The 18,039-nt window shown below is 73.4% G+C and carries 17 protein-coding genes and 1 pseudogene; 6 read left to right on the top strand and 12 right to left on the bottom strand.

The genetic code is table 11. From position 1 onward, the window contains the following. Positions 1-439 precede the first annotated feature (439 nt). On the bottom strand, positions 440-805 hold the full coding sequence (locus ACWDBB_RS05315; protein WP_449788276.1) for an ATP-binding protein: 366 nt from the start codon (positions 803-805) through the stop codon (positions 440-442). A 171-nt stretch (positions 806-976) separates the two neighbouring features. On the opposite strand from ACWDBB_RS05315, the gene ACWDBB_RS05310 reads away from it, so the two are divergent. The 3 genes from ACWDBB_RS05310 to ACWDBB_RS05300 all read left to right on the top strand — a co-directional run bounded on the left by ACWDBB_RS05310 (position 977) and on the right by ACWDBB_RS05300 (position 2,410). Continuing rightward, positions 977-1,954, top strand: a complete 978-nt coding sequence (locus ACWDBB_RS05310) for a helix-turn-helix domain-containing protein (protein WP_449788275.1) — start codon at positions 977-979, stop codon at positions 1,952-1,954. Then, complete coding sequence (locus tag ACWDBB_RS05305) at positions 1,947-2,147, top strand: DUF397 domain-containing protein (RefSeq protein WP_449788274.1); 201 nt, start codon at positions 1,947-1,949, stop codon at positions 2,145-2,147. The genes ACWDBB_RS05310 and ACWDBB_RS05305 overlap by 8 nt, the downstream gene beginning before the upstream one ends. 62 nt (positions 2,148-2,209) lie before the next feature. Further along, the gene (locus ACWDBB_RS05300) at positions 2,210-2,410 is read left to right on the top strand and encodes a DUF397 domain-containing protein (protein ID WP_449788273.1); all 201 of its coding nucleotides are present in this window, start codon (positions 2,210-2,212) and stop codon (positions 2,408-2,410) included. Between the two features lie 61 nt (positions 2,411-2,471). Here the strand turns inward: ACWDBB_RS05300 and hutI are convergent, their stop codons facing one another. From hutI to hutU, 4 genes are read right to left on the bottom strand one after another with little or no spacing between them, the layout of a single operon-like run. Continuing rightward, a complete protein-coding gene (hutI, locus tag ACWDBB_RS05295; RefSeq protein ID WP_449788272.1) occupies positions 2,472-3,638 on the bottom strand; it encodes an imidazolonepropionase in 1,167 nt (388 codons plus the stop codon). A 34-nt stretch (positions 3,639-3,672) separates the two neighbouring features. Continuing rightward, entirely contained in the window at positions 3,673-5,025 is a 1,353-nt protein-coding gene (locus ACWDBB_RS05290; RefSeq protein ID WP_449788309.1) for a formimidoylglutamate deiminase, read from the bottom strand. Further along, complete coding sequence (locus ACWDBB_RS05285; RefSeq protein ID WP_449788308.1) at positions 5,022-6,203, bottom strand: allantoate amidohydrolase; 1,182 nt, start codon at positions 6,201-6,203, stop codon at positions 5,022-5,024. The genes ACWDBB_RS05290 and ACWDBB_RS05285 overlap by 4 nt, the downstream gene beginning before the upstream one ends. Positions 6,204-6,220: 17 nt before the next feature. Beyond that, complete coding sequence (hutU, locus tag ACWDBB_RS05280) at positions 6,221-7,876, bottom strand: urocanate hydratase (protein ID WP_449788307.1); 1,656 nt, start codon at positions 7,874-7,876, stop codon at positions 6,221-6,223. A gap of 196 nt (positions 7,877-8,072) precedes the next feature. Between hutU and ACWDBB_RS05275 the strand changes: the two genes are divergently transcribed. After that, the gene (locus ACWDBB_RS05275; RefSeq protein WP_449788271.1) at positions 8,073-8,645 is read left to right on the top strand and encodes a Uma2 family endonuclease; all 573 of its coding nucleotides are present in this window, start codon (positions 8,073-8,075) and stop codon (positions 8,643-8,645) included. A gap of 1 nt (position 8,646) precedes the next feature. On the opposite strand, the gene ACWDBB_RS05270 is transcribed toward ACWDBB_RS05275, so the two are convergent. Next, positions 8,647-8,967 carry a hypothetical protein gene (locus ACWDBB_RS05270; protein ID WP_449788270.1) on the bottom strand — a complete coding sequence of 107 codons (321 nt, stop codon included), beginning with the start codon at positions 8,965-8,967 and terminating at the stop codon, positions 8,647-8,649. Between the two features lie 62 nt (positions 8,968-9,029). Further along, on the bottom strand, positions 9,030-9,899 hold the full coding sequence (locus tag ACWDBB_RS05265) for a MurR/RpiR family transcriptional regulator (protein WP_449788269.1): 870 nt from the start codon (positions 9,897-9,899) through the stop codon (positions 9,030-9,032). A gap of 253 nt (positions 9,900-10,152) precedes the next feature. Between ACWDBB_RS05265 and ACWDBB_RS05260 the strand changes: the two genes are divergently transcribed. Beyond that, entirely contained in the window at positions 10,153-10,587 is a 435-nt protein-coding gene (locus ACWDBB_RS05260) for a hypothetical protein (protein WP_449788268.1), read from the top strand. Between the two features lie 31 nt (positions 10,588-10,618). Here ACWDBB_RS05260 and hutH read toward each other — a convergent pair whose 3' ends face one another. Together hutH and ACWDBB_RS05250 are read right to left on the bottom strand one after the other, a co-directional pair. Then, positions 10,619-12,196, bottom strand: coding sequence for a histidine ammonia-lyase (gene hutH / locus ACWDBB_RS05255; protein ID WP_449788267.1), 1,578 nt, complete (start codon positions 12,194-12,196; stop codon positions 10,619-10,621). A gap of 112 nt (positions 12,197-12,308) precedes the next feature. Then, positions 12,309-13,475 carry a macrolide family glycosyltransferase gene (locus ACWDBB_RS05250; RefSeq protein WP_449788306.1) on the bottom strand — a complete coding sequence of 389 codons (1,167 nt, stop codon included), beginning with the start codon at positions 13,473-13,475 and terminating at the stop codon, positions 12,309-12,311. A 123-nt stretch (positions 13,476-13,598) separates the two neighbouring features. Between ACWDBB_RS05250 and ACWDBB_RS05245 the strand changes: the two genes are divergently transcribed. Further along, the gene (locus ACWDBB_RS05245) at positions 13,599-14,219 is read left to right on the top strand and encodes a TetR/AcrR family transcriptional regulator (RefSeq protein ID WP_449788266.1); all 621 of its coding nucleotides are present in this window, start codon (positions 13,599-13,601) and stop codon (positions 14,217-14,219) included. Here ACWDBB_RS05245 and ACWDBB_RS05240 read toward each other — a convergent pair. From ACWDBB_RS05240 to ACWDBB_RS05230, 3 genes and pseudogenes are all read right to left on the bottom strand, one after another. Then, on the bottom strand, positions 14,182-14,550 hold the full coding sequence (locus tag ACWDBB_RS05240; RefSeq protein WP_449788265.1) for a hypothetical protein: 369 nt from the start codon (positions 14,548-14,550) through the stop codon (positions 14,182-14,184). The genes ACWDBB_RS05245 and ACWDBB_RS05240 overlap by 38 nt on opposite strands. Positions 14,551-15,308: 758 nt before the next feature. Further along, positions 15,309-16,466 (bottom strand): annotated as a pseudogene (locus tag ACWDBB_RS05235) (diguanylate cyclase domain-containing protein); the annotation flags it as partial. Between the two features lie 381 nt (positions 16,467-16,847). Beyond that, positions 16,848-17,972 carry an adenylate/guanylate cyclase domain-containing protein gene (locus ACWDBB_RS05230; RefSeq protein ID WP_449788264.1) on the bottom strand — a complete coding sequence of 375 codons (1,125 nt, stop codon included), beginning with the start codon at positions 17,970-17,972 and terminating at the stop codon, positions 16,848-16,850. Positions 17,973-18,039: the final 67 nt, after the last annotated feature.

Raw genomic sequence — 18,039 nt, 5'->3', positions numbered from 1 at the left:
ACGTCACACAACCGCGCAGGGCGCACGAGCGCCTGCGAGGCCTCGCCCGGGGTGGGCGAGGCCTTCGCGTGGTTCAGCGTTGGTCGTCGCGGTCCTCGGGGCGGGGGATGTCGAGGGTCGCGATGGCGCCGAGGGCGACGGTGGCGATGGCGAGCAGGGCTACGAGGATCGCACCGACGAAGAACCTCACCGGTGCCACTCCTCATCGTCATCGTCCAGGTCGCGGAGCAGGTGGAGGAGGTTGAGCAGAGTGCTCACCGGCGCATTCCCGAAGTCGATCAGGATGCGGCCGTCGATGGTGGTCTCGCCCGGCGAGGCGGACCCCCAGAGGAGCCCGTGCGGCAGGCCGCGCGCTGGTGCAACTCGCCCAGTAGGGCCATGAGTTGGGGCTTTGTGTAGTCGCGCATCCGGGGGTCCTCCGGCAGGATGGGGCCGCGGGTCACGCGAGGGAGTCCAGCTCATACCAGATGCTCTTGCCGCGCTTCTGCGGGTCGACGCCCCAGCGGTGGGTGAGCCCGGCGACGAGTTGGAGGCCCCGGCCGGACTCGGCGGAGTCGGTGGGGGTTCGCTGCTGAGGGAGGGCGTCGCTCTCGTCGGAGACGGTGACCCGGAGGGTACGGCCGAGGACGGAGAACCAGACGACGGGCGCGGGGGTGTCGCCGTGCCGCCAGGCGTTGACGACGAGCTCCATCAGGGCGAGTTCGGCGTTGAAGATGGTGTCGCCGTCCCAGCCGCCGCTGCGGGTCATGGCGTCCCGCAGGGCCTGGCGGGAGAGGGTGAGCGAGGGGGCATTACGGGTGCACACGGGAACCTCCGTGAGGCTGTGGTGTGGGAAGAGGTGATGACGGTCGTCACCGTGAGCCAGGCCGTGGTGCGACTGCTCTGCGGCGCATGGGCAGCAGGCTCCTACTGCCGTGGATGCAGGCATTACTGACGATCCGTCGGATCGAGCCGTGAACGACGATAACTCAGATTCATGACAAAATTTCCATGGAATCCAAATATTCCCTCGATCGTGGCTGGCAGCTTCAGATGGACCCAGGTCAGGCCAGCGCGGCAGACTGGAACCACCCTCGCCCCGGAAGGAACCATGGCTCGCACGAACCCCACACTTCGTCAGCGCAGGCTGGGAACAGAACTGCGGAGGATGCGAGAGCAGGTCGGCCTCGGCGGCAGCCAGCTCGGCCGAGCGGTCGGCATGAATCCGGCCCAGGTAACGCAGATGGAGGCGGGGAAGATCGGAATCAGCGTGGAGCGGTTGCACACGATTGCCACAACATGCATGTGTTCCAACCAGCCGCTGATCGACGCGCTCGCCGACATCATCACCGAGCGAGGCAAGCCAGGGTGGTGGGAGGAGTACCGAGAAACCCTGGCAACGGACTTCCTCGACATCGCCGAACTGGAGGGCCACGCCCGCCGGCTCTCGGTCTACGGAACCACCTTCGTGCCTGGCCTGCTCCAGACCGGCGCCTACACGGCTGCGTTGTTCGCTCAGGCCTACCCGCCACCGCGGCGTCACGAGGTCGATCTCAAGACGGCCTTCCGCATGCAGCGACAGCGCATCATCCGATCTGGAGCGACGCCGTATTCTGCCTTCATCCACGAGGCAGCCCTGCGCATGCAGTTCAGCGATCCGAAGGTCAACATCGAGCAGATCGACGCACTCATCGCCGACTCGGAGCAGCCCAGCATTTCGGTCCGAGTCGTACCGTTCGCTGCCGGCGCTGTCCCGAGCCCGTGCGAGAACTTCACCTACGCCGATGGGCCGATAACGGACCTGGACGCGGCACAGATGGACACAGGCCATGGTGGCCAGCTCTTCGACAGCCCAGCCCACCTCACAAGGTTCCGCGCCCTCCTTGCCATGATGGACTCCACAGCGCTCTCCGAGGAGAAGTCGCGTGACCTCATGCAGTCGATCAAGGATGAAATGGCAGGCAAGTATGTCTAGCTCCGCGTGGCAGAAGTCCAGCTACTCGGCCTCAAGCGACAACTGCGTCGAGGTGCGTTCCATCGACGGTTTGGTCGAAGTACGCGAGTCCGACGACGCGGACATCGTCGTCCGCACCACCCGCCTCAAGTTCGCCAAGTTCCTCCAAGGCGCCAAGGCAGGCGAGTTCGACCACCTCATCACCAGTCCCTGAGTGAATCGTTCCGGCGGCCTCTCGCTCCCCACAAGAGGCCGCCGGTGGCTAGCCTGACTCTCATGACCAGCTCCGAATGGCAGAAGGCCAGCTTCAGCGAAGCAGCCAACAACTGCGTCGAGGTGCGCGCACGTGAAGGGGTGATCGAGCTCCGCGAGTCCGACGAGGGTGACGTCATCGTCCGCACCACCCGCCTCAAGTTCGCCAAGTTCCTCCAAGGCGCCAAGGCAGGCGAGTTCGACCACCTGATCGCCGACGCCTGAGCGGGAAGCCCCCGCGCCCGCCACCAACGGGGAGCGCGGGGGCCGTCCACACCCCCGAGGGTCAGACCTCCCGGACGCCCGCCCGCCAGACCGCCGCCGTCAGCGGCACGCCCGGGCGGTAGGCCAGGTGGACGTGCGAGGGGGCGTCGAGCAGCAGCAGGTCCGCACGCGCGCCGACCGTGACCGTACCGACGTCCGCGCGCCGCAGGGCCCGGGCCCCGCCCGCAGTCGCCGCCCAGACCGCCTCGTCCGGGGTCATCCCCATCTCCCGTACCGCGACCGCGATGCAGAACGCCATCGAACTCGTGAAACTGGAGCCCGGGTTGCAGTCCGTCGAGAGCGCCACCACCGCGCCCGCGTCCAGCAGCCGGCGCCCGCTCGGGTACTCGGCCCGGGTGGAGAACTCCGCCCCCGGCAGCAGGGTCGCGACCGTCGCCGAGCCGGCCAGCGCCGCCACGTCCTCGTCCGTCAGGTGGGTGCAGTGGTCCGCCGAGGCGGCCCCCAGCTCCACCGCCAGCTGCACGCCGGGCCCGTACGTCAGCTGGTTGGCGTGCACCCTCGGCGTGAGCCCGCGCTCGATCCCCGCCGTCAGCACGGCCCGCGCCTGGTCCCCGTCGAAGGCGCCCTTCTCGCAGAACACGTCCACCCAGCGGGCGTGCGGGGCACAGGCGTCCAGCATCTCGCCGGTGACCAGGTCCACATACCCCGCCGGGTCCTCGGCGTACTCGGGGGCGACCACGTGGGCGCCCAGGTACGTCGTCTCCGGGGTGTGCTTGGCCGCGATCCGCAGCGCCCGCGCCTCGTCCTCGACCGTCAGCCCGTAGCCGGACTTGCACTCGATCGTGGTGGTGCCCTGGCGCACCGCCTCCCGGACGAACCGGGCCAGGTTGGCGTCCAGTTCGGCGTCGCTCGCCGCCCGGGTGGCCGCCACCGTGGTCCGGATGCCGCCCGCCGAATATGCCTGCCCGGACATCCGGGCGTTGAACTCGGCGGTGCGGTCTCCCGCGAACACCAGGTGGGCGTGCGAGTCGACGAAGCCGGGCAGCAGGGCCCGGCCCCCGGCGTCGAAGCGCTCGTCCGCCGCCGGGGCCTGCGCGGCCGGGCCGACCCAGGCGACGGTGCCGCCGTCGACCACCACGGCCGCGTCGGTCAGCAGGCCGAGCGGCCCGGTGCCCTGCTCGGGGTCGTTGGTGACCAGGCTGCCGATTCCGGTGATCAGGGTGCTCAAGACAAGGCCTCTCGGAGGAAGGTGGGGGGAAGGGTCAGCAGCTCAGCGCGCTGATCGAGCGCCGCAGCGCGCCCGGCACGTCGGCCACCAGCTGGTGCACGCCGTCCCGGACGACGTGCCGCCCGCCGACCACCAGGTGCCGGACGTCCGCCGCCGAGGCCGCGAAGACGGCGATCTCCGCGCCCAGCCTCGGCGGCGGCCCCGCCGTACGCACCGTATCCAGCGCGATCACCGTGAAGTCGGCGAGCGCCCCCGCCTCGATCCGCCCGGCCTCCGGCCAGCCCAGCGAGGCGTGCCCGTCCTCGCCGCCGGCCCGCAGCAGGGCGCCGGCCGTCCAGTGGCCGCGGGTGCGGGTGCGCAGCCGCTCGTCCAGCTCCAGCGCCCGGGCCTCCTCGAACGGGTCGATCACCGCGTGACTGTCGCTTCCCAGGGTGATCGGCGAGCCCGCCGAGGCGAGCCGGCGGGCCGGGCCGATGCCGTCCGCGAGGTCCCGCTCCGTGGTGGGGCACATGCAGACCGTGGTGGAGGAGTCGCTGAGCAGCCGGACGTCCTCGTCGGTCAGGTGGGTGGCGTGCACGGCCGAGGTGCGCGGGCCGAGCGCGCCGTGGTCGGCGAGCAGCCGGGTCGGGGTGACGCCGTGCGCGGCCAGGCAGGCGTCGTTCTCGGCGGTCTGCTCGGACAGGTGGACGTGCAGCGGCGCCCCGCGCGTCGCCGCCCAGTGCGCGACGGTGCCCAGCTGCTCGGCCGGGACGGCCCGCACCGAGTGGATGGCGGCGCCGATCCGGGCGTGCTCGCGCGGCTTGAGCGCGTCCGCCCGGGCCGCCCAGGCCTGCGCGTCGCCGTCGCTGAACCGCTGCTGCGGCTTGGTCGGCTCGGCGCCGAAGCCGGAGGAGAGGTAGCAGGTGTCCAGCAGGGTGATCCGGATGCCGGCCCGGGCGGCGGCCTCGATCAGCGCCTCGCCCATCGCGTTCGGATCGGTGTACCGGGCGCCGCCGGGCGCGTGGTGCAGGTAGTGGAACTCGCCGACGGCGGTGATGCCGGCCAGCGCCATCTCGGCGTAGACGGCGGTGGCGAGTTCCAGGTAGCGGTCCGGGTCCAGCGCGCCGGCGAACCGGTACATGGTGTCGCGCCAGGTCCAGAAGGTGCCGGAGCCGACCTGGACGTGCCCGCGCAGCGCCCGGTGGAAGGCGTGCGAGTGGGCGTTGGCCTGGCCGGGCAGGAGCAGCCCGTCGAGCCGGACGGCGCCGGGCGGGCAGGGGCCGCTGTCCGGGGTGACGGCGGCGATCGTCCCGCCGGGGCCGGTGGTGATCAGCACGTCCTGCTCGACCGCAGGCCCGTCGTCGTGCGGCAGCCAGGCGTACTGCGCCCAGTACGTCGTCGTGGTCACTGACACGCCAGGTCCTCCAGTACGTCGGCGAGGGCGGCGACCCCGGCCAGGCAGTCGGCCGGTTCGGCGTGCTCGGCCGGGGAGTGGGAGACGCCGGTGGGATTGCGCACGAACAGCATGGCGGTCGGGATCGCCGAGGCCAGGATGCCGGCGTCGTGTCCCGCGCCGGTGGGCAGCACCGGGGCGTCCAGCAGCTCGGCCAGCCGGTCGCGCAGCGGCCCGTCGAAGTCCACCACCGGGGTGTACGACTCGCGGGTCAGCTCGACCCGGACGCCGTCGCGCCCGCCGCGCTCGGCGGCGGCCTGCTCGATCCCGGCGACCAGCGCGGTGAGGGTGCGCTCGTCGGCCGCCCGGGAGTCCAGCCAGCCGCGCACCAGCGAGGCGATCGCGTTGGTGCCGTTGGGTTCGACGGCGACCTTGCCGAAGGTGGCCAGCGCGCCCGCCTGCTTGGCCTTCTTGCGGGCGGCGAGCACCGTGTTGGCGTAGGTCAGCATCGGGTCGTGGCGGTCCTCGATCCGGGTGGTGCCGGCGTGGTTGGCCTCGCCGTGGAAGTCGAACCGCCAGCGGCCGTGCGGCCAGATCGCGCCGGCCACGCCGACCGGCTGCCCCTCGGCGAGGAAGCGGCCCTGCTCGACGTGGAGTTCGACGAAGGCGCCGATCCGGGCCAGCCGGTCGTCGTCCGCGCCGATCGCGGTCGGGTCGTAGCCGGCCTTCTCCATCGCGTCGGGCAGCCGCAGGCCGTCCGCGTCGCGCAGCTCGTACGCCTGCTCGCGGCCGAGGACGCCGGCGGTCAGCCGGGAGCCGATGCAGGCCACGCCGAACCGGGCGCCCTCCTCGTCGCCGAAGTTGACGATCGCCAGGGGCTTGGTGAACTCGGCGCCGCGGGAGCGCAGTTCGTCCAGCGCGGCGAAGGAGGAGACCACGCCGAGCGGGCCGTCGAAGGCGCCGCCGTCCGGGACGGAGTCCAGGTGCGAGCCGGTGACGACCGCCCCGTGCCCGTTCGGGTCGCCCAGCCAGGCCCACTGGTTGCCGTTGCGGTCCAGCTCGTACGTCAGGCCGCGGCTACGGGCCTGCTGCTCGAACCAGGCGCGGCACTCGGCGTCGGCGGAGTTCCAGGCGAAGCGGCGGTAGCCGCCGGAGGCGGCGGAGCGGCCCACCGGGAGCAGCTCCGCCCACATCTCTTCGAACGACGAGGTCACAGCTCACCCATCGGGACGCGGACCCCACGCTCGGCGGCGACCTCGGTGGCCCGGTCGTACCCGGCGTCCACGTGCCGGATGACGCCCATGCCCGGGTCGTTGGTGAGCACCCGGCGGATCTTCTCCCCGGCGAGCGCGGTGCCGTCGGCGACGGTGACCTGCCCGGCGTGGATCGAGCGGCCGATGCCGACACCGCCGCCGTGGTGGATGGAGACCCAGGAGGCGCCGGAGGCCACGTTGACCATGGCGTTGAGCAGCGGCCAGTCGGCGATCGCGTCGGAGCCGTCCAGCATCGCCTCGGTCTCCCGGTACGGGGAGGCGACCGAGCCGCAGTCCAGGTGGTCGCGGCCGATGACGATCGGGGCGGACAGCTCGCCGGAGGCGACCATGTCGTTGAAGCGCTCGCCGGCCTTGTCGCGCTCGCCGTAGCCGAGCCAGCAGATCCGCGCCGGCAGGCCCTGGAAGTGCACCTTCTCCTGGGCCATCTTGATCCAGCGGGCCAGCGACTCGTTCTCCGGGAAGAGGTCGAGGACGGCCTTGTCGGTCTTGTGGATGTCCTGCGGGTCGCCGGACAGCGCCGCCCAGCGGAACGGGCCCTTGCCCTCGCAGAACAGCGGGCGGATGTACGCCGGGACGAAGCCCGGGAAGGCGAACGCCCGGTCGTAGCCGGCCAGTTGGGCCTCGCCGCGGATCGAGTTGCCGTAGTCGAAGACCTCGGCGCCGCGGTCCAGGAAGCCGACCATCGCCTCGACGTGCCGGGCCATCGACTCGCGCGCCCGCTGGGTGAACTCGGCGGGCTTGGCGGCCGCGTAGTCCGCCATGTCCTCGAAGTCGACGCCGACCGGCAGGTAGCTGAGCGGGTCGTGGGCGCTGGTCTGGTCGGTGACGATGTCGATCGGCGCGTCCATCGCGAGCAGCTGCGGGACCAGCTCGGCGGCGTTGCCCAGCACGCCGATGGAGAGCGGCTGCTTCCTGTCGCGGGCCGCGGTGGCGAGCTCCAGCGCGTGGGAGAGGTCCTTGGCCTCGACGTCCAGGTAGCGGTGCTCGATCCGGCGGGAGATCCGGGACGGGTCGCAGTCGATGCAGATCGCCACGCCGCCGTTCATGGTGACGGCCAGCGGCTGGGCGCCGCCCATCCCGCCGAGGCCGGCGGTGAGGGTGATGGTGCCCTCCAGCGAGCCGTTGTACCGCTTGTTGGCGACGGCGGCGAAGGTCTCGTAGGTGCCCTGGAGGATGCCCTGGGTGCCGATGTAGATCCACGAGCCGGCGGTCATCTGCCCGTACATGGTGAGCCCGAGGCTCTCCAGCCGGCGGAACTCCTCCCAGTTGGCCCAGTCGCCGACCAGGTTGGAGTTGGCGATCAGCACGCGCGGCGCCCACTCGTGGGTCTGCATCACGCCGACCGGGCGGCCGGACTGGACCAGCATGGTCTCGTCCTGCTTCAGCCCCTCCAGCGTCCTCACCATGGCGTCGAAGGACCGCCAGTCCCGCGCCGCCTTGCCAGTGCCGCCGTACACCACCAGCTTCGACGGGTGCTCGGCCACCTCCGGGTCGAGGTTGTTCATGAGCATCCGCAGGGCCGCCTCCTGCTGCCACCCCTGCGCCGTCAGCCCCGTCCCACGCGCCGCGCGCACCTCACGCGGCCCGCTCACCTGCTGCTGCACCATGTCCCGGCCTCCCTGCGGATGGATTCATTCAAGCTCGGTTCGGCTGAATATATCCAAACAATCAATTCCCGACCAGACCCCGGAACAATCCGACCAGCCACGGCACCGGTCGGCTCGGCGAGCTAGCCTGAACCCGGCGGACACCAGCCACTCGGCCCAGCACCAGGGAGCGGAGGACACGATGACGGCCATCACCGTGCGGCCCGGCAGACTCCGGGATGTGGCGGAGGAGATCGAGCGGAGCACGGGACTCCGTGTCCAGATCATCGGAGGAACCCTGGTGATGTCCCCGACACCCCGCGGCAAGCACGCGGGTACCACCAAGCGCCTGTCCCGCCAGCTCGACGCCGGACTCCCCGACAGCCTGGGCGCCTACGAGGTCTCGTCGATCACCATGCCCGACAACGCGGAGGACTATGCGACACCCGGCCTCGTCGTCCTGCCCCGTGGCTGGGAGGACGACGACGAGTGGCTGGCCGACCCGCACGACGTCGAATTGGCCGTGGAGGTCATCTCGACCTCCGAGCGGGTCAGCCTCATCGCCGCCAAGACCAGCTGGTACGCGGTCGCCGGCGTGCCGACCCTCCTCACGGTCGACCCCCGCAAGGGCGCCTGGACGCTCCACACCCGCCCCCGCGACGGCGAGTACCAGGGCGTCCTGCACGGCAAGTACGGCGAGCCCGTCCCGCTGCCCGCGCCACTGCCCGCCGAGCTGGACACCTCCGGCCTTCCGCTGTACGCGCCCCGAGACTGAATCAGGCCGCCGCGCCGCCGTCCCAGTCGATGCCGATCTCGGCGAGCCAGCGGCGGTCGTCGGCGTCCGGGGCGGGTGGGGACGGCGGGCGGGGGATGTTCTGGACGGGGCCGAGGCCGTACTTCTCTGCGGCCGCGGCGGCGCGGGCGTCGGGTTCGATGACGCCGACGTGGACGGCCGACTCGTCGCCCGGGTCGAGGACGGTCAGTTCGGGGTCGGGCAGGCGCCGCAGGGTGACGCGGCGGCCGCAGGTGGGGCAGGACCACTCGTCGGCGCCGGAGGACAGGCGGGCGACGAACTTCATCTCGTGGATCACGCGCATGGGTGACACCCCCTGTAGGAGGGGATGCCCGGGTCCGTGACGGCTACTCCCCCGCCCCGCCACTACTCCAGGAACAGCCCGCGCGCCGCCGCGGACTGCTCGATCGCCTCCAACCTGGCTTCGGCGCCCGGGAGTTCGTCGCACATGGACTGCAGCAGCACCCGGCCGAGCATCATCGGCGCGCACGCGGTGTCGAAGACCAGCCCGGTGCCGACGGCAGCCGGCAGCATCAGGTCGGACAGCTTGGCGACCGGCGCGAAGGCGCTGTCGGCCACGGTGAGCACCGTCAGCCCGCACTCGCGGGCGACCGTCAGCGCGTCCATCAGCTCCCGCGGGTAGCGCGGCAGCGCGAAGCAGAGCAGCGCGTCGGCCCCGGCCGCCCGGGCCTGTTCCAGCCGGTCGGCGAGCATGCTGCCGCCCTCGTCCAGCAGCCGGATGTCCGGGTGCACCTTGGACGCGAAGTAGGCGAAGCCGCGCGCCTGCGCCGAGGCCGCCCGCAGTCCGAGCACCGGCAGCGGGCGGGAGGCGGCGAGCAGCCGGGCGGCCCGGGTGATCGGCTCCGGGTCGGCGAGGAGTTCGGCGAGGTGGCGCAGGTGGGCGATCTCGGCGAGCACGGCCTGCTGGTGCTCGTTGCGCACGGCGTCGTCCGGGCTCTCCGGCGCGCCCTGGTCGCCGCCGCCGAGTTCGCGCAGTTGCTTGCGCAGCGCGGGGTAGCCGTCGTACCCGAGCGCGACCGCGAAGCGGGTGACGGACGGCTGGCTGACGCCCGCGAGTTCGGCGACCTCCACGCTGGACAGGAACGGCGCCTCGGTGGCGTGCCGCACCAGCGAGTGGGCGATCCGGCGCTGGGTCGGCGTCAGCCGGTGCCCTTCGAACAGCTGGAGCAGCCGGGCGGAGGGTCCGACGCTGCCGGTCTCGTCGGTGGCGGTCATCAGCGGTACCTCCGGGTGCGAGCGGTTCGGACGACGACTGTGCAGGAGCGGGCCGCGACTGGCAAAGACGTCTCGTACGGCGGGACGTCCGGTGAGACGTCCCGCGGTCGGGTCGGTTCGGTAGCCGCGGCGGTCCGGCGGCCCCGCCGGGTTCGGGGCACCCCTTGGGGGAACCCTGATTTGTCCCTGAGCCCGCCCGGATTCCTCCCGCGAACGGATGGACCGGACGTCCCGGCGGCCCCACGCTTGCTCCATGGACACTCGTCAGGACGAACTGCGGCGCGACCTCGACGCCACTCTCCAGGCCCGCAAGGAACTCGGCAAGGAGTACGAGGACGCACTCGTCGACTCCTTCGTGAAGCGGCTCGACGCCCGGCTGGACGCCCGGGTCGACCGGTCGGTGGCCGAGCGGATGGACGACTACGAGCCGTCCTACCGGGGCCGGGGCGGGCGCCGGGACCGCGACCGTCCGTCGGCCTCCGGCCGGGCCGGCAACCGGCTGGCGGTGGTCTCGCTCGCTCTCGGCATCCCGCTGACCGCGATCGCCGGCAGCCCCGAGACCGGTGGCTTCGCCGGCCTGCTGGCCTGCTGGGCGGGCATCGTCGGGGTCAACTTCGCGGCCGCGCTGGGCAACCGCCGCGACCGCCGGGACGAGCGGGACCGCCGCCCGCGGGGGGACTGGGACTGAGCCCCGGTCACCCCGCGGCGGCGGCAACGGCTCAGGCCAGCGGGCCGGTGACCCGCTCGACCGCCCGCACCAGACCGCCGGAGGCGACCAGCTCGGCGGCCGCCTCCAGGTCCGGCGAGAGGAAGCGGTCGCGACCGGCGCCGCCGACCCCCGCCTCCCGGGCGGCGGCCAGCGCGGCCGCGGTGGCCGGGGCGAGCCGGGCGACCCCGTCGGCCTGCTGACGGATCTCCAGCGCGCGGGCGGACGCGGTGAGTTCGACGGCCAGGATGCGGCCGAGGTTGGCCACCGCCTGGCGCAGCTTGCGCGCGGCCGACCAGCCCATCGACACGTGGTCCTCCTGCATCGCGGAGGAGGGGATCGAGTCGACCGAGGCCGGGACGGCGAGCCGCTTGTTCTCGCTGACCAGCGCCGCCTGGGTGTACTGGGCGATCATCAGGCCCGAGTCCACGCCCGGGTCGTCGGCCAGGAAGGCCGGCAGGCCGTGCGAGCGGGCCTTGTCGAGCAGCCGGTCGGTGCGGCGCTCGGAGATCGAGCCGAGGTCGGCGGCGGCGATGGCGAGGAAGTCCAGCACGTACGCGACCGGGGCGCCGTGGAAGTTGCCGTTGGACTCCACCCGGCCGTCCGGCAGCACCACCGGGTTGTCGACGGAGGCGGCCAGCTCGCGGTCGGCGACCAGCCGGGCGTGCGCCAGGGTGTCCCGGCCGGCGCCGGCGACCTGCGGGGCGCAGCGGATCGAGTAGGCGTCCTGGACGCGCGGGGCGTCGTCCTGGTGGTGGCCGGTGAGGCCGGAGCCCTTGAGGACGGCAAGCATGTTGGCGGCACTGAGGGCCTGGCCCGGGTGCGGGCGGATCGGGGCGTGCAGTTCGGGGGCGAGCACCTTGTCGGTGCCGAGCAGCGCCTCCAGGGTCATCGCCGCGGTGATGTCGGCGGTGGTGAACAGCCGCTGGAGGTCGGCGATGGCCATCACCAGCATGCCGAGCATGCCGTCGGTGCCGTTGATGAGGGCGAGGCCCTCCTTCTCCAGCAGTTCGACCGGCGCTATCCCGGCGGCGGCGAGCAGTTCGGCGGCGGGCTTCTCCACGCCGTCCGAGCCGGTGGCGGTGCCTTCGCCCATCAGGACCAGTGCGCAGTGCGAGAGCGGCGCGAGGTCGCCGGAGCAGCCGAGCGAGCCGAACTCCCGCACCACCGGGGTGATGCCCGCGTTGAGCAGGGCGGCCATGGTCTGCGCGACCAGCGGCCGGACGCCGGTGCGGCCGGAGGCCAGCGTCTTCATCCGCAGGAACATCAGCGCGCGGACCACCTCGCGCTCGACCGCGGGCCCCATGCCGGCGGCGTGCGAGCGCACCAGCGACCGCTGCAGCTGGGCGCGCAGCTCGGGGCTGATGTGGCGCACGGCGAGCGCGCCGAAGCCGGTCGACACGCCGTAGACGGGACGCGGCTCGGCCGCGAGGGCGTCGATCCGCGCACGGGCGGCCGCCATCTCGGCCTGCGCGTCGGGACCGATCTCGACCCGGGCGTCGCCCCGGGCGACGGACAGGACGTCCTCGGCGCTGACGTCGGCCTTGCCGACCAGGACCAGCGGAGCGTCGGGGGCCACAGCACTGTGCATATCCATATACACCATCACATCAGGTGAATGAAGATATGACAACAGGTGCTCGCCATCCGGATTCTCCGCCCTCCGGATCGATGTCGCACGCCGTGGCCCCCGTCACCCCCACTCACTTCACGAGTTGCGCCTCGATCAGGTCGACCGCCCGGGCGGTCCCGCCCTCGGCCCGCCCGGCGGCGGACAGCTCCCGCAGCCGCTCGGCCACCGCCGGGTCGCCGACCAGCTCCAGCAGCGCCGCGCGCAGCGCCTCCGGGGTGGCCTGCTCGGTGTCCAGCCGGCGGGCGACACCGAGGCCCACCAGAGCGTCCGCATTGGCGAACTGGTCGACGGCCTGCGGCACCGCGATCATCGGCACCGCATGGAACAGCCCCTCGCTGGATCCGCCCATGCCCGCGTGGGTGACGAAGGCGTCCGCCTGGGAGAGCACGGACAGCTGCGGCACCCAGCGGTGCACCTCGACGGTGTCCGGCACCTCGCCGAGCTCGGCCGGGTCCGTGTGCGCGCCGATCTGCAGCACCGTGTGCCAGCCCGGCAGGTCGCCGAAGGCCTGGACGCAGGCGCGGTAGAACGCCGGGTGGTGGGTGAACGCCGAGCCCAGCGAGACCAGCAGCACCTTCTCCGCACCGGCCGGCCGCTGCCACCGCCCCTGGTGGGCGCGGTCGCCGAAGCAGGGCCCGACGAAGCTGATCCGCCGTTCGTCGACCCGGTCGGCGTTGGGCTGCAGGGCGCGCGGGACGAGCGCGATCGCCCGCTCCGGACGGCCCTTGAAGGCCTCCACGTCGCGCTGCACCGCGCCGGCCTCGACCAGCCAGTCGGCGAACCGGCGGTGGTGCTCGGGGCCGCCGGGGCCGGTGCGGATCGCCTCGAAGACCTCGGCCATGTCCTCCTCGACGCCCTCCCAGCCGACGAAGGTGGACGACAGCTGCACCACCGGCACCCCCAGCCGCTCGCCGAACGCCCGGCCGGCGAAGCCCGCGATGTCGTACAGCACCAGGTCGGGGCGGTCGTCCTCGAAGGCCTCCAGCAGGACGGACCACGCCGCCAGCGTGTCGTCCAGGAAGACGTCCTGGATCGCCACCGGGTCCGCCGGCCAGCCGCCGGGGTCGTCGGTGAGCGGCAGCTTCGTCGGGTACGGGACGAGGGCGGCCCCGGTGGACTCGACGGTCTCGCGGAAGGAGGGGTCGTTGAGGTAGCTGACCCGGTGGCCCCGGGCGACCAGCTCGGCGATCACGGCGAGGCTCGGGTTGACGTGCCCGTGGGCCGGTACGGAGACCATCAGGATGTGTGCGGGGCGGTTCACGGGCACCTCCGGGGATAGCGAATGAGACGAGACGTTCCGTCTCGCATGGCTTGAGAAGACAATACGTCTCGTCTCGTCATTCGGCATAGACTTTTCCCCATGGCTTCCAGAACCGCCCCCGACCCCGCCCGCCGCAGCGAGCGCGCCCGCGCCGCCGTCCTCGCCGCCGCCACCGAACTCGTCGCCGAAGTCGGCTACGGCAAGCTGACCATCGAGGCGATCGCCGCCCGGGCCGGCGTCGGCAAGCAGACCATCTACCGGTGGTGGCCCTCGAAGGGCGCCGTCGTCTTCGACGCCTTCCTCGCCGCCGGCGAGCACGACGGCGGCCTCGCCCTCCCCGACACCGGGGACCTCGCCGCCGACCTCCGCGCCGTCCTGCGCCCCACCAGCGACGAACTCCGCGACCCGGGCACCGACCGCACCTACCGGGCGATCGTCGCCGAGATCCTCAACGACCCGGCGCTGCACACCGAGTACCGCACCCGCCTGCTGGACCCCCTGCTGGAGGTCACCCGCGACCGCCTGCGCAGCGCCCGCGAGGCCGGCCAGATCGCCGCCGACGCCGACCTCGACCTGGCCGTCGAGCTGGTCTACGGCCCGATCTACTACCGCTGGCAGTACCGGCTCGGCCCGCTCACCCACGAGCACGCCGACCGCCTGGTCGACGCCGCCCTACGGGCCCTCAACCCGCCTGCGGACGGAGCCGGTTCCGACGCCTGAACCAGAACACCGCCAGCACCACGGTCAGCACGCAGAGCAGCAGGACGACGCCGAACCAGGTGAACAGCCCGCCGAACCCGCCGTGGGAGCCGTGCCGCACCGTGCGCCTCCTCGACTTCGACGCGGACAGCGTGGACTCCGTGATCCGGTGCGCCCCCTCGGAAGCCCGCGGCTGAGGCGCCCGCTCGGGCGCCGCCCGCACCGCCCCGACCGCCGGCACCGCCCCGGCCGTCCGCGCCGCCGGCACCGCCGACGCCGGGGCGGCCCCCGCCACCGCGCCCCCGAGCACCAGCACCCCGGCCACCGCCGCACCCGCCCACCGTCCACCCACGGCCGAACCCCCCGTTCCCCGGAACACCGTCGCCCCACCTTCCACCACCCCGCCCGCCCCCGGCATCCCCCGGGCGCCGACCGCGACCCACCCGGAACACCCCCGTCACCGAATCCGCACACGGCGCGGCCGGACCCGGGCCGGGGCCCGGCCGACGGGGCCTCCGACCGGCCCTGGGCGCAACTCCCGCCTCACACCACCGGCGGCGAGGCCGGCCCCGACAGGGCGACCGAGACCAGGGCGCGCATGGCGCAGGCGGCCTGGCCCAGCGGCAGGGTGGCGTCGTCGGCGAAGAGCTCCACCAGCCAGCCGCCCGCCGCGTTCTGGCCGCCGGCGGCGACCATGCCCCGGTAGCCGGAGACGACCAGCATCGCCTCCTCCGCCGGGTCGTTGCCGGCCGCGCCCGCCCGCAGGGCGAAGGCGCCGCCGCGGACGGCCCGGCGGGTCATCGGGTAGTGCCGGAGGTCGAAGACCGCGTCGGGGGCCTCGATCTGGGCCCGCTGGGTCTCGGCGCGGACACTGCTGGGGCCGCTGGTCATCCGGTAGACGGCGTGCTGGGAGGTGCGCATCAGATGGGAGCCGGGCGGGACGTACGAGACCCACCAGCCGACGGCATCCAGCAGCCGGGCGGAGGCCTCGGCGACCACGACCAGCTTGCCGAGGGTGTCCGCCGGGTGGACGGCCCGGGTCAGGGCGGCCTGGTCGAGGGAGGCGAGCACCGCGGTGAGCAGCTGCCCAGGGTCGGCGCTGCGGGCGGCGCCCCGGAACCGCCGCCGGTCGCCCGCGCCGGCCCGGCCGCCCGGCACGCGCCGCCCGTCCGCCCGGTGGTGCGGGTCGGCGGCGTCGGCGAGCAGCACCGTGGGGTCGGGCGAGAAGCCGGGGCCGTGGCTGCGCCCGGCGACCACGGGGTGGGCGGCCCGGGCGGCCTTGGCCCGGTACTGGGCGGCGTCGGCGAGCCGGAACAGCCGGTCGGGGGTGGTGACGGGCCCGATCGAGTCCCCGGTGGAGGCGACGCCGCAGGCCACGCCCTCGCCCTCGGAGAGCGCGAGCGCCCGGGCGCACATCTCCTCGGCGACGGCGACCACCTCGTCGGCCTTCTGACCCTCCACCAGCAGGCAGAACTCGTCGCCGCCGAGCCGCGCGGCGAGGCTGCCGGGGAGCTTGGCGGCGGCCAGCGAGAGCTGGTGGGCGAACCGTTCCAGCAGCCGGTCGCCCATCTCGTGGCCGAGCTGGTCGTTGACCCGCTTCAGCCCGTTGACGTCGCAGACCACCAGCGAGACCACGGTGCCGTCCCGGTTGTGCGCCTCCAGCGCGCTCTCCAGCCTGGCGTCGACGGCCCGCCGGTTGGCCAGGCCGGTGAGCGGGTCGGAGAAGGCGAGCCGGCGCAGGTCGGCGAGGCGCTCGGTCTGCGCCAGCCCGGCCGAGACCTGGGCGGCGAGCAGTGTCGCGTAGTCGGCGTCGGCCTCGGTGAACTCGGGCATCCCGGCGGACCGGGCGATGTACAGCTCGCCCCAGGCCTGGCCGTGCAGCACGATCGGCGCGACCACGCAGCAGGCCCGCCCGCGCCGGCGCAGCGCCGCGGCGCGCTCCTGGCAGTACGCGCCGGCGGTCGGGTGCGCGTGCCCGGCGTGCGGCTCGCTGTTCTCGGCGCTCTGCAGCCAGGCGCGCGGCAGCCGCCCGGTGGTCCAGCGCTCCTCCAGGTACGTGACGATCTCGGGGAAGTCGGCGACCGGGTACGACTCGTCCTCGGGCAGCTCCTCCTCGCCCGGGGCGAGCTCGCCGTGGTTGACCAGGACCCGCAGCCGGCCGGACTCGCGGTCCCAGACCGAGACGGCGGCCATGGTGGCGCCGAGCGCCTCGGTGGCACGGGCGGCGGCGGCCCGGACGGCCTCCAGCGGGGTGAGTGCGGCGGCCATGTCCTGGGCCAGCTCGACCACGGACTGCAGCCTCAGGTCGGGCAGCGGCTCGGGGTGCCGCGACCCGCCGCGGTCGCAGTCGCAGTCGCGGTCCGTCATGATCGCCTCACTGCTCACCGGCTCGCCTCGCTCCCTGTGCTCGGTCCTGCCGGACCCCCGTCGGCCGGCCGCACCCGACCGGCCGCTTGCACCAAGACTATGGCGGTTTCATTCGGTTATGCCCTGTTTGCCCGGACGGACCGCGGCGCCGTCAGGACGCCCGCCACCCGGCCCCACCCGTACGGCGCCCGGGGCACCGAACCCACCACAGGGAGGCGCACCCGCGAACGACCGCACCGCGGACGGTTTCCTCCACCCGCACGCTTCCCCGCCGGCGGGCCGCTATTCGGCCTTCAGCCGCCGGCTGAGCAGCCACGGCTCGACCAGCCCGAGCCCCCGCACCGGCCGCCGCCACATCGGCTGCAGGTGGAAGCGCGCCCCGGTGTCCGGGGCCGGCATCGGCAGTCCGGAGGCGGGCATCCCGGCCGCGGCCGACAGCGCCTCGGCCAGGCCGGGCCCCTCCGAGTCGGCCGGGGCGACGCTGCCGTTCTGCTCCAGCGCGGCGGCGAACTCGCCGTCGATCAGCACGGCGTCCTTGGGCGCGATCGAGGTGAGCCGGCTGGCCAGGTTGACGGTGGTGCCGAAGACGTCGCCCATCCGCGAGGTGACCGTGCCGAAGGCCATGCCGACTCGCAGCGGCGGGATGGTGTCGTCCCCGGCCAGCGCGTCGATCAGGCTCAGCGCGATCTCGGCGGCGGTCGCCGGGTCCTCGGAGACGTAGAGGATCTCGTCGCCGAGGGTCTTGATCACCCGGCCGCCCTGGCCGGCGATCAGATCCGAACAGGTGTTCTCGAAGGTCTCGACCAGCTCGCCGAGCTCCTCCTCCTCCAGCCGCCGGGACAACCGGGTGAAGCCGACCAGGTCGGCGAAGCCGACGGCGAGCCGCCCGCTGGTGATCTCGTTGTCCTCGGCGGCCTGCACCACCCGGCCGGTGACCGCCGCCAGCTGGCGCCGCCAGACGTACACCAGGAACTGCTCCAGCTCCGGCAGCAGCAGCTCGACCAGCGGGTACGCGACGTCGGCGCGGGTCAGCCCGGGCTCGACGGACTGGGTGAGGTTCTCCAGGAAGGTGTCCATCTGCCAGCCGGCCAGCCGGGCCGTGGTCTGGCCGGTGGACCGGGCCACCTGGATCGCCATCGACTCGCTGAGCAGCCCGGACTCCACCAGGCCCGCCAGGCGCCGCAACGCGATCACGTCGCCGTCGGTGAGCGCCCTGGACTGGCCGATGTCGGGGAAGCCCATGGCGCGCCAGAACCGGGTGGCCAGCTCCATCGGGACGTCGGCGGCGCGCGCCGCCTGGTACGGGGTGTAGCGGCGCGGCGCGTCCAGGATCAGGCGTTCCAGTTCGAGCGCGACCGTGGGGTCGTTGCTGCCCGCCGTCGCGCCGCTGCTGCCGTCCTCTGCCACCGGTCCGTCCCCGTGCGCTCGCCGCACTCGCCTCGTGTCCTACGTGTCCGGGCGCGCCGTCCGCCAC

The organism is Kitasatospora sp. NPDC001095 (genome assembly GCF_053598615.1).
Note: the sequence above shows the minus strand (reverse complement) of the source record. Positions and strands in the feature narration are given on the sequence as shown.

Bases quoted from the DNA above. Each gene is read 5' to 3' on its own strand.
- ACWDBB_RS05310 (WP_449788275.1), top strand. From the start codon at position 977: ATGACAAAATTTCCATGGAATCCAAATATTCCCTCGATCGTGGCTGGC.
- ACWDBB_RS05305 (WP_449788274.1), top strand. From the start codon at position 1,947: ATGTCTAGCTCCGCGTGGCAGAAGTCCAGCTACTCGGCCTCAAGCGAC.
- ACWDBB_RS05300 (WP_449788273.1), top strand. From the start codon at position 2,210: ATGACCAGCTCCGAATGGCAGAAGGCCAGCTTCAGCGAAGCAGCCAAC.
- ACWDBB_RS05285 (WP_449788308.1), bottom strand. From the start codon at position 6,203: ATGTGGGCGGAGCTGCTCCCGGTGGGCCGCTCCGCCGCCTCCGGCGGC.
- ACWDBB_RS05275 (WP_449788271.1), top strand. From the start codon at position 8,073: ATGACGGCCATCACCGTGCGGCCCGGCAGACTCCGGGATGTGGCGGAG.
- ACWDBB_RS05270 (WP_449788270.1), bottom strand. From the start codon at position 8,967: ATGCGCGTGATCCACGAGATGAAGTTCGTCGCCCGCCTGTCCTCCGGC.
- ACWDBB_RS05265 (WP_449788269.1), bottom strand. From the start codon at position 9,899: ATGACCGCCACCGACGAGACCGGCAGCGTCGGACCCTCCGCCCGGCTG.
- ACWDBB_RS05260 (WP_449788268.1), top strand. From the start codon at position 10,153: ATGGACACTCGTCAGGACGAACTGCGGCGCGACCTCGACGCCACTCTC.
- hutH (WP_449788267.1), bottom strand. From the start codon at position 12,196: ATGCACAGTGCTGTGGCCCCCGACGCTCCGCTGGTCCTGGTCGGCAAG.
- ACWDBB_RS05250 (WP_449788306.1), bottom strand. From the start codon at position 13,475: ATGGTCTCCGTACCGGCCCACGGGCACGTCAACCCGAGCCTCGCCGTG.
- ACWDBB_RS05245 (WP_449788266.1), top strand. From the start codon at position 13,599: ATGGCTTCCAGAACCGCCCCCGACCCCGCCCGCCGCAGCGAGCGCGCC.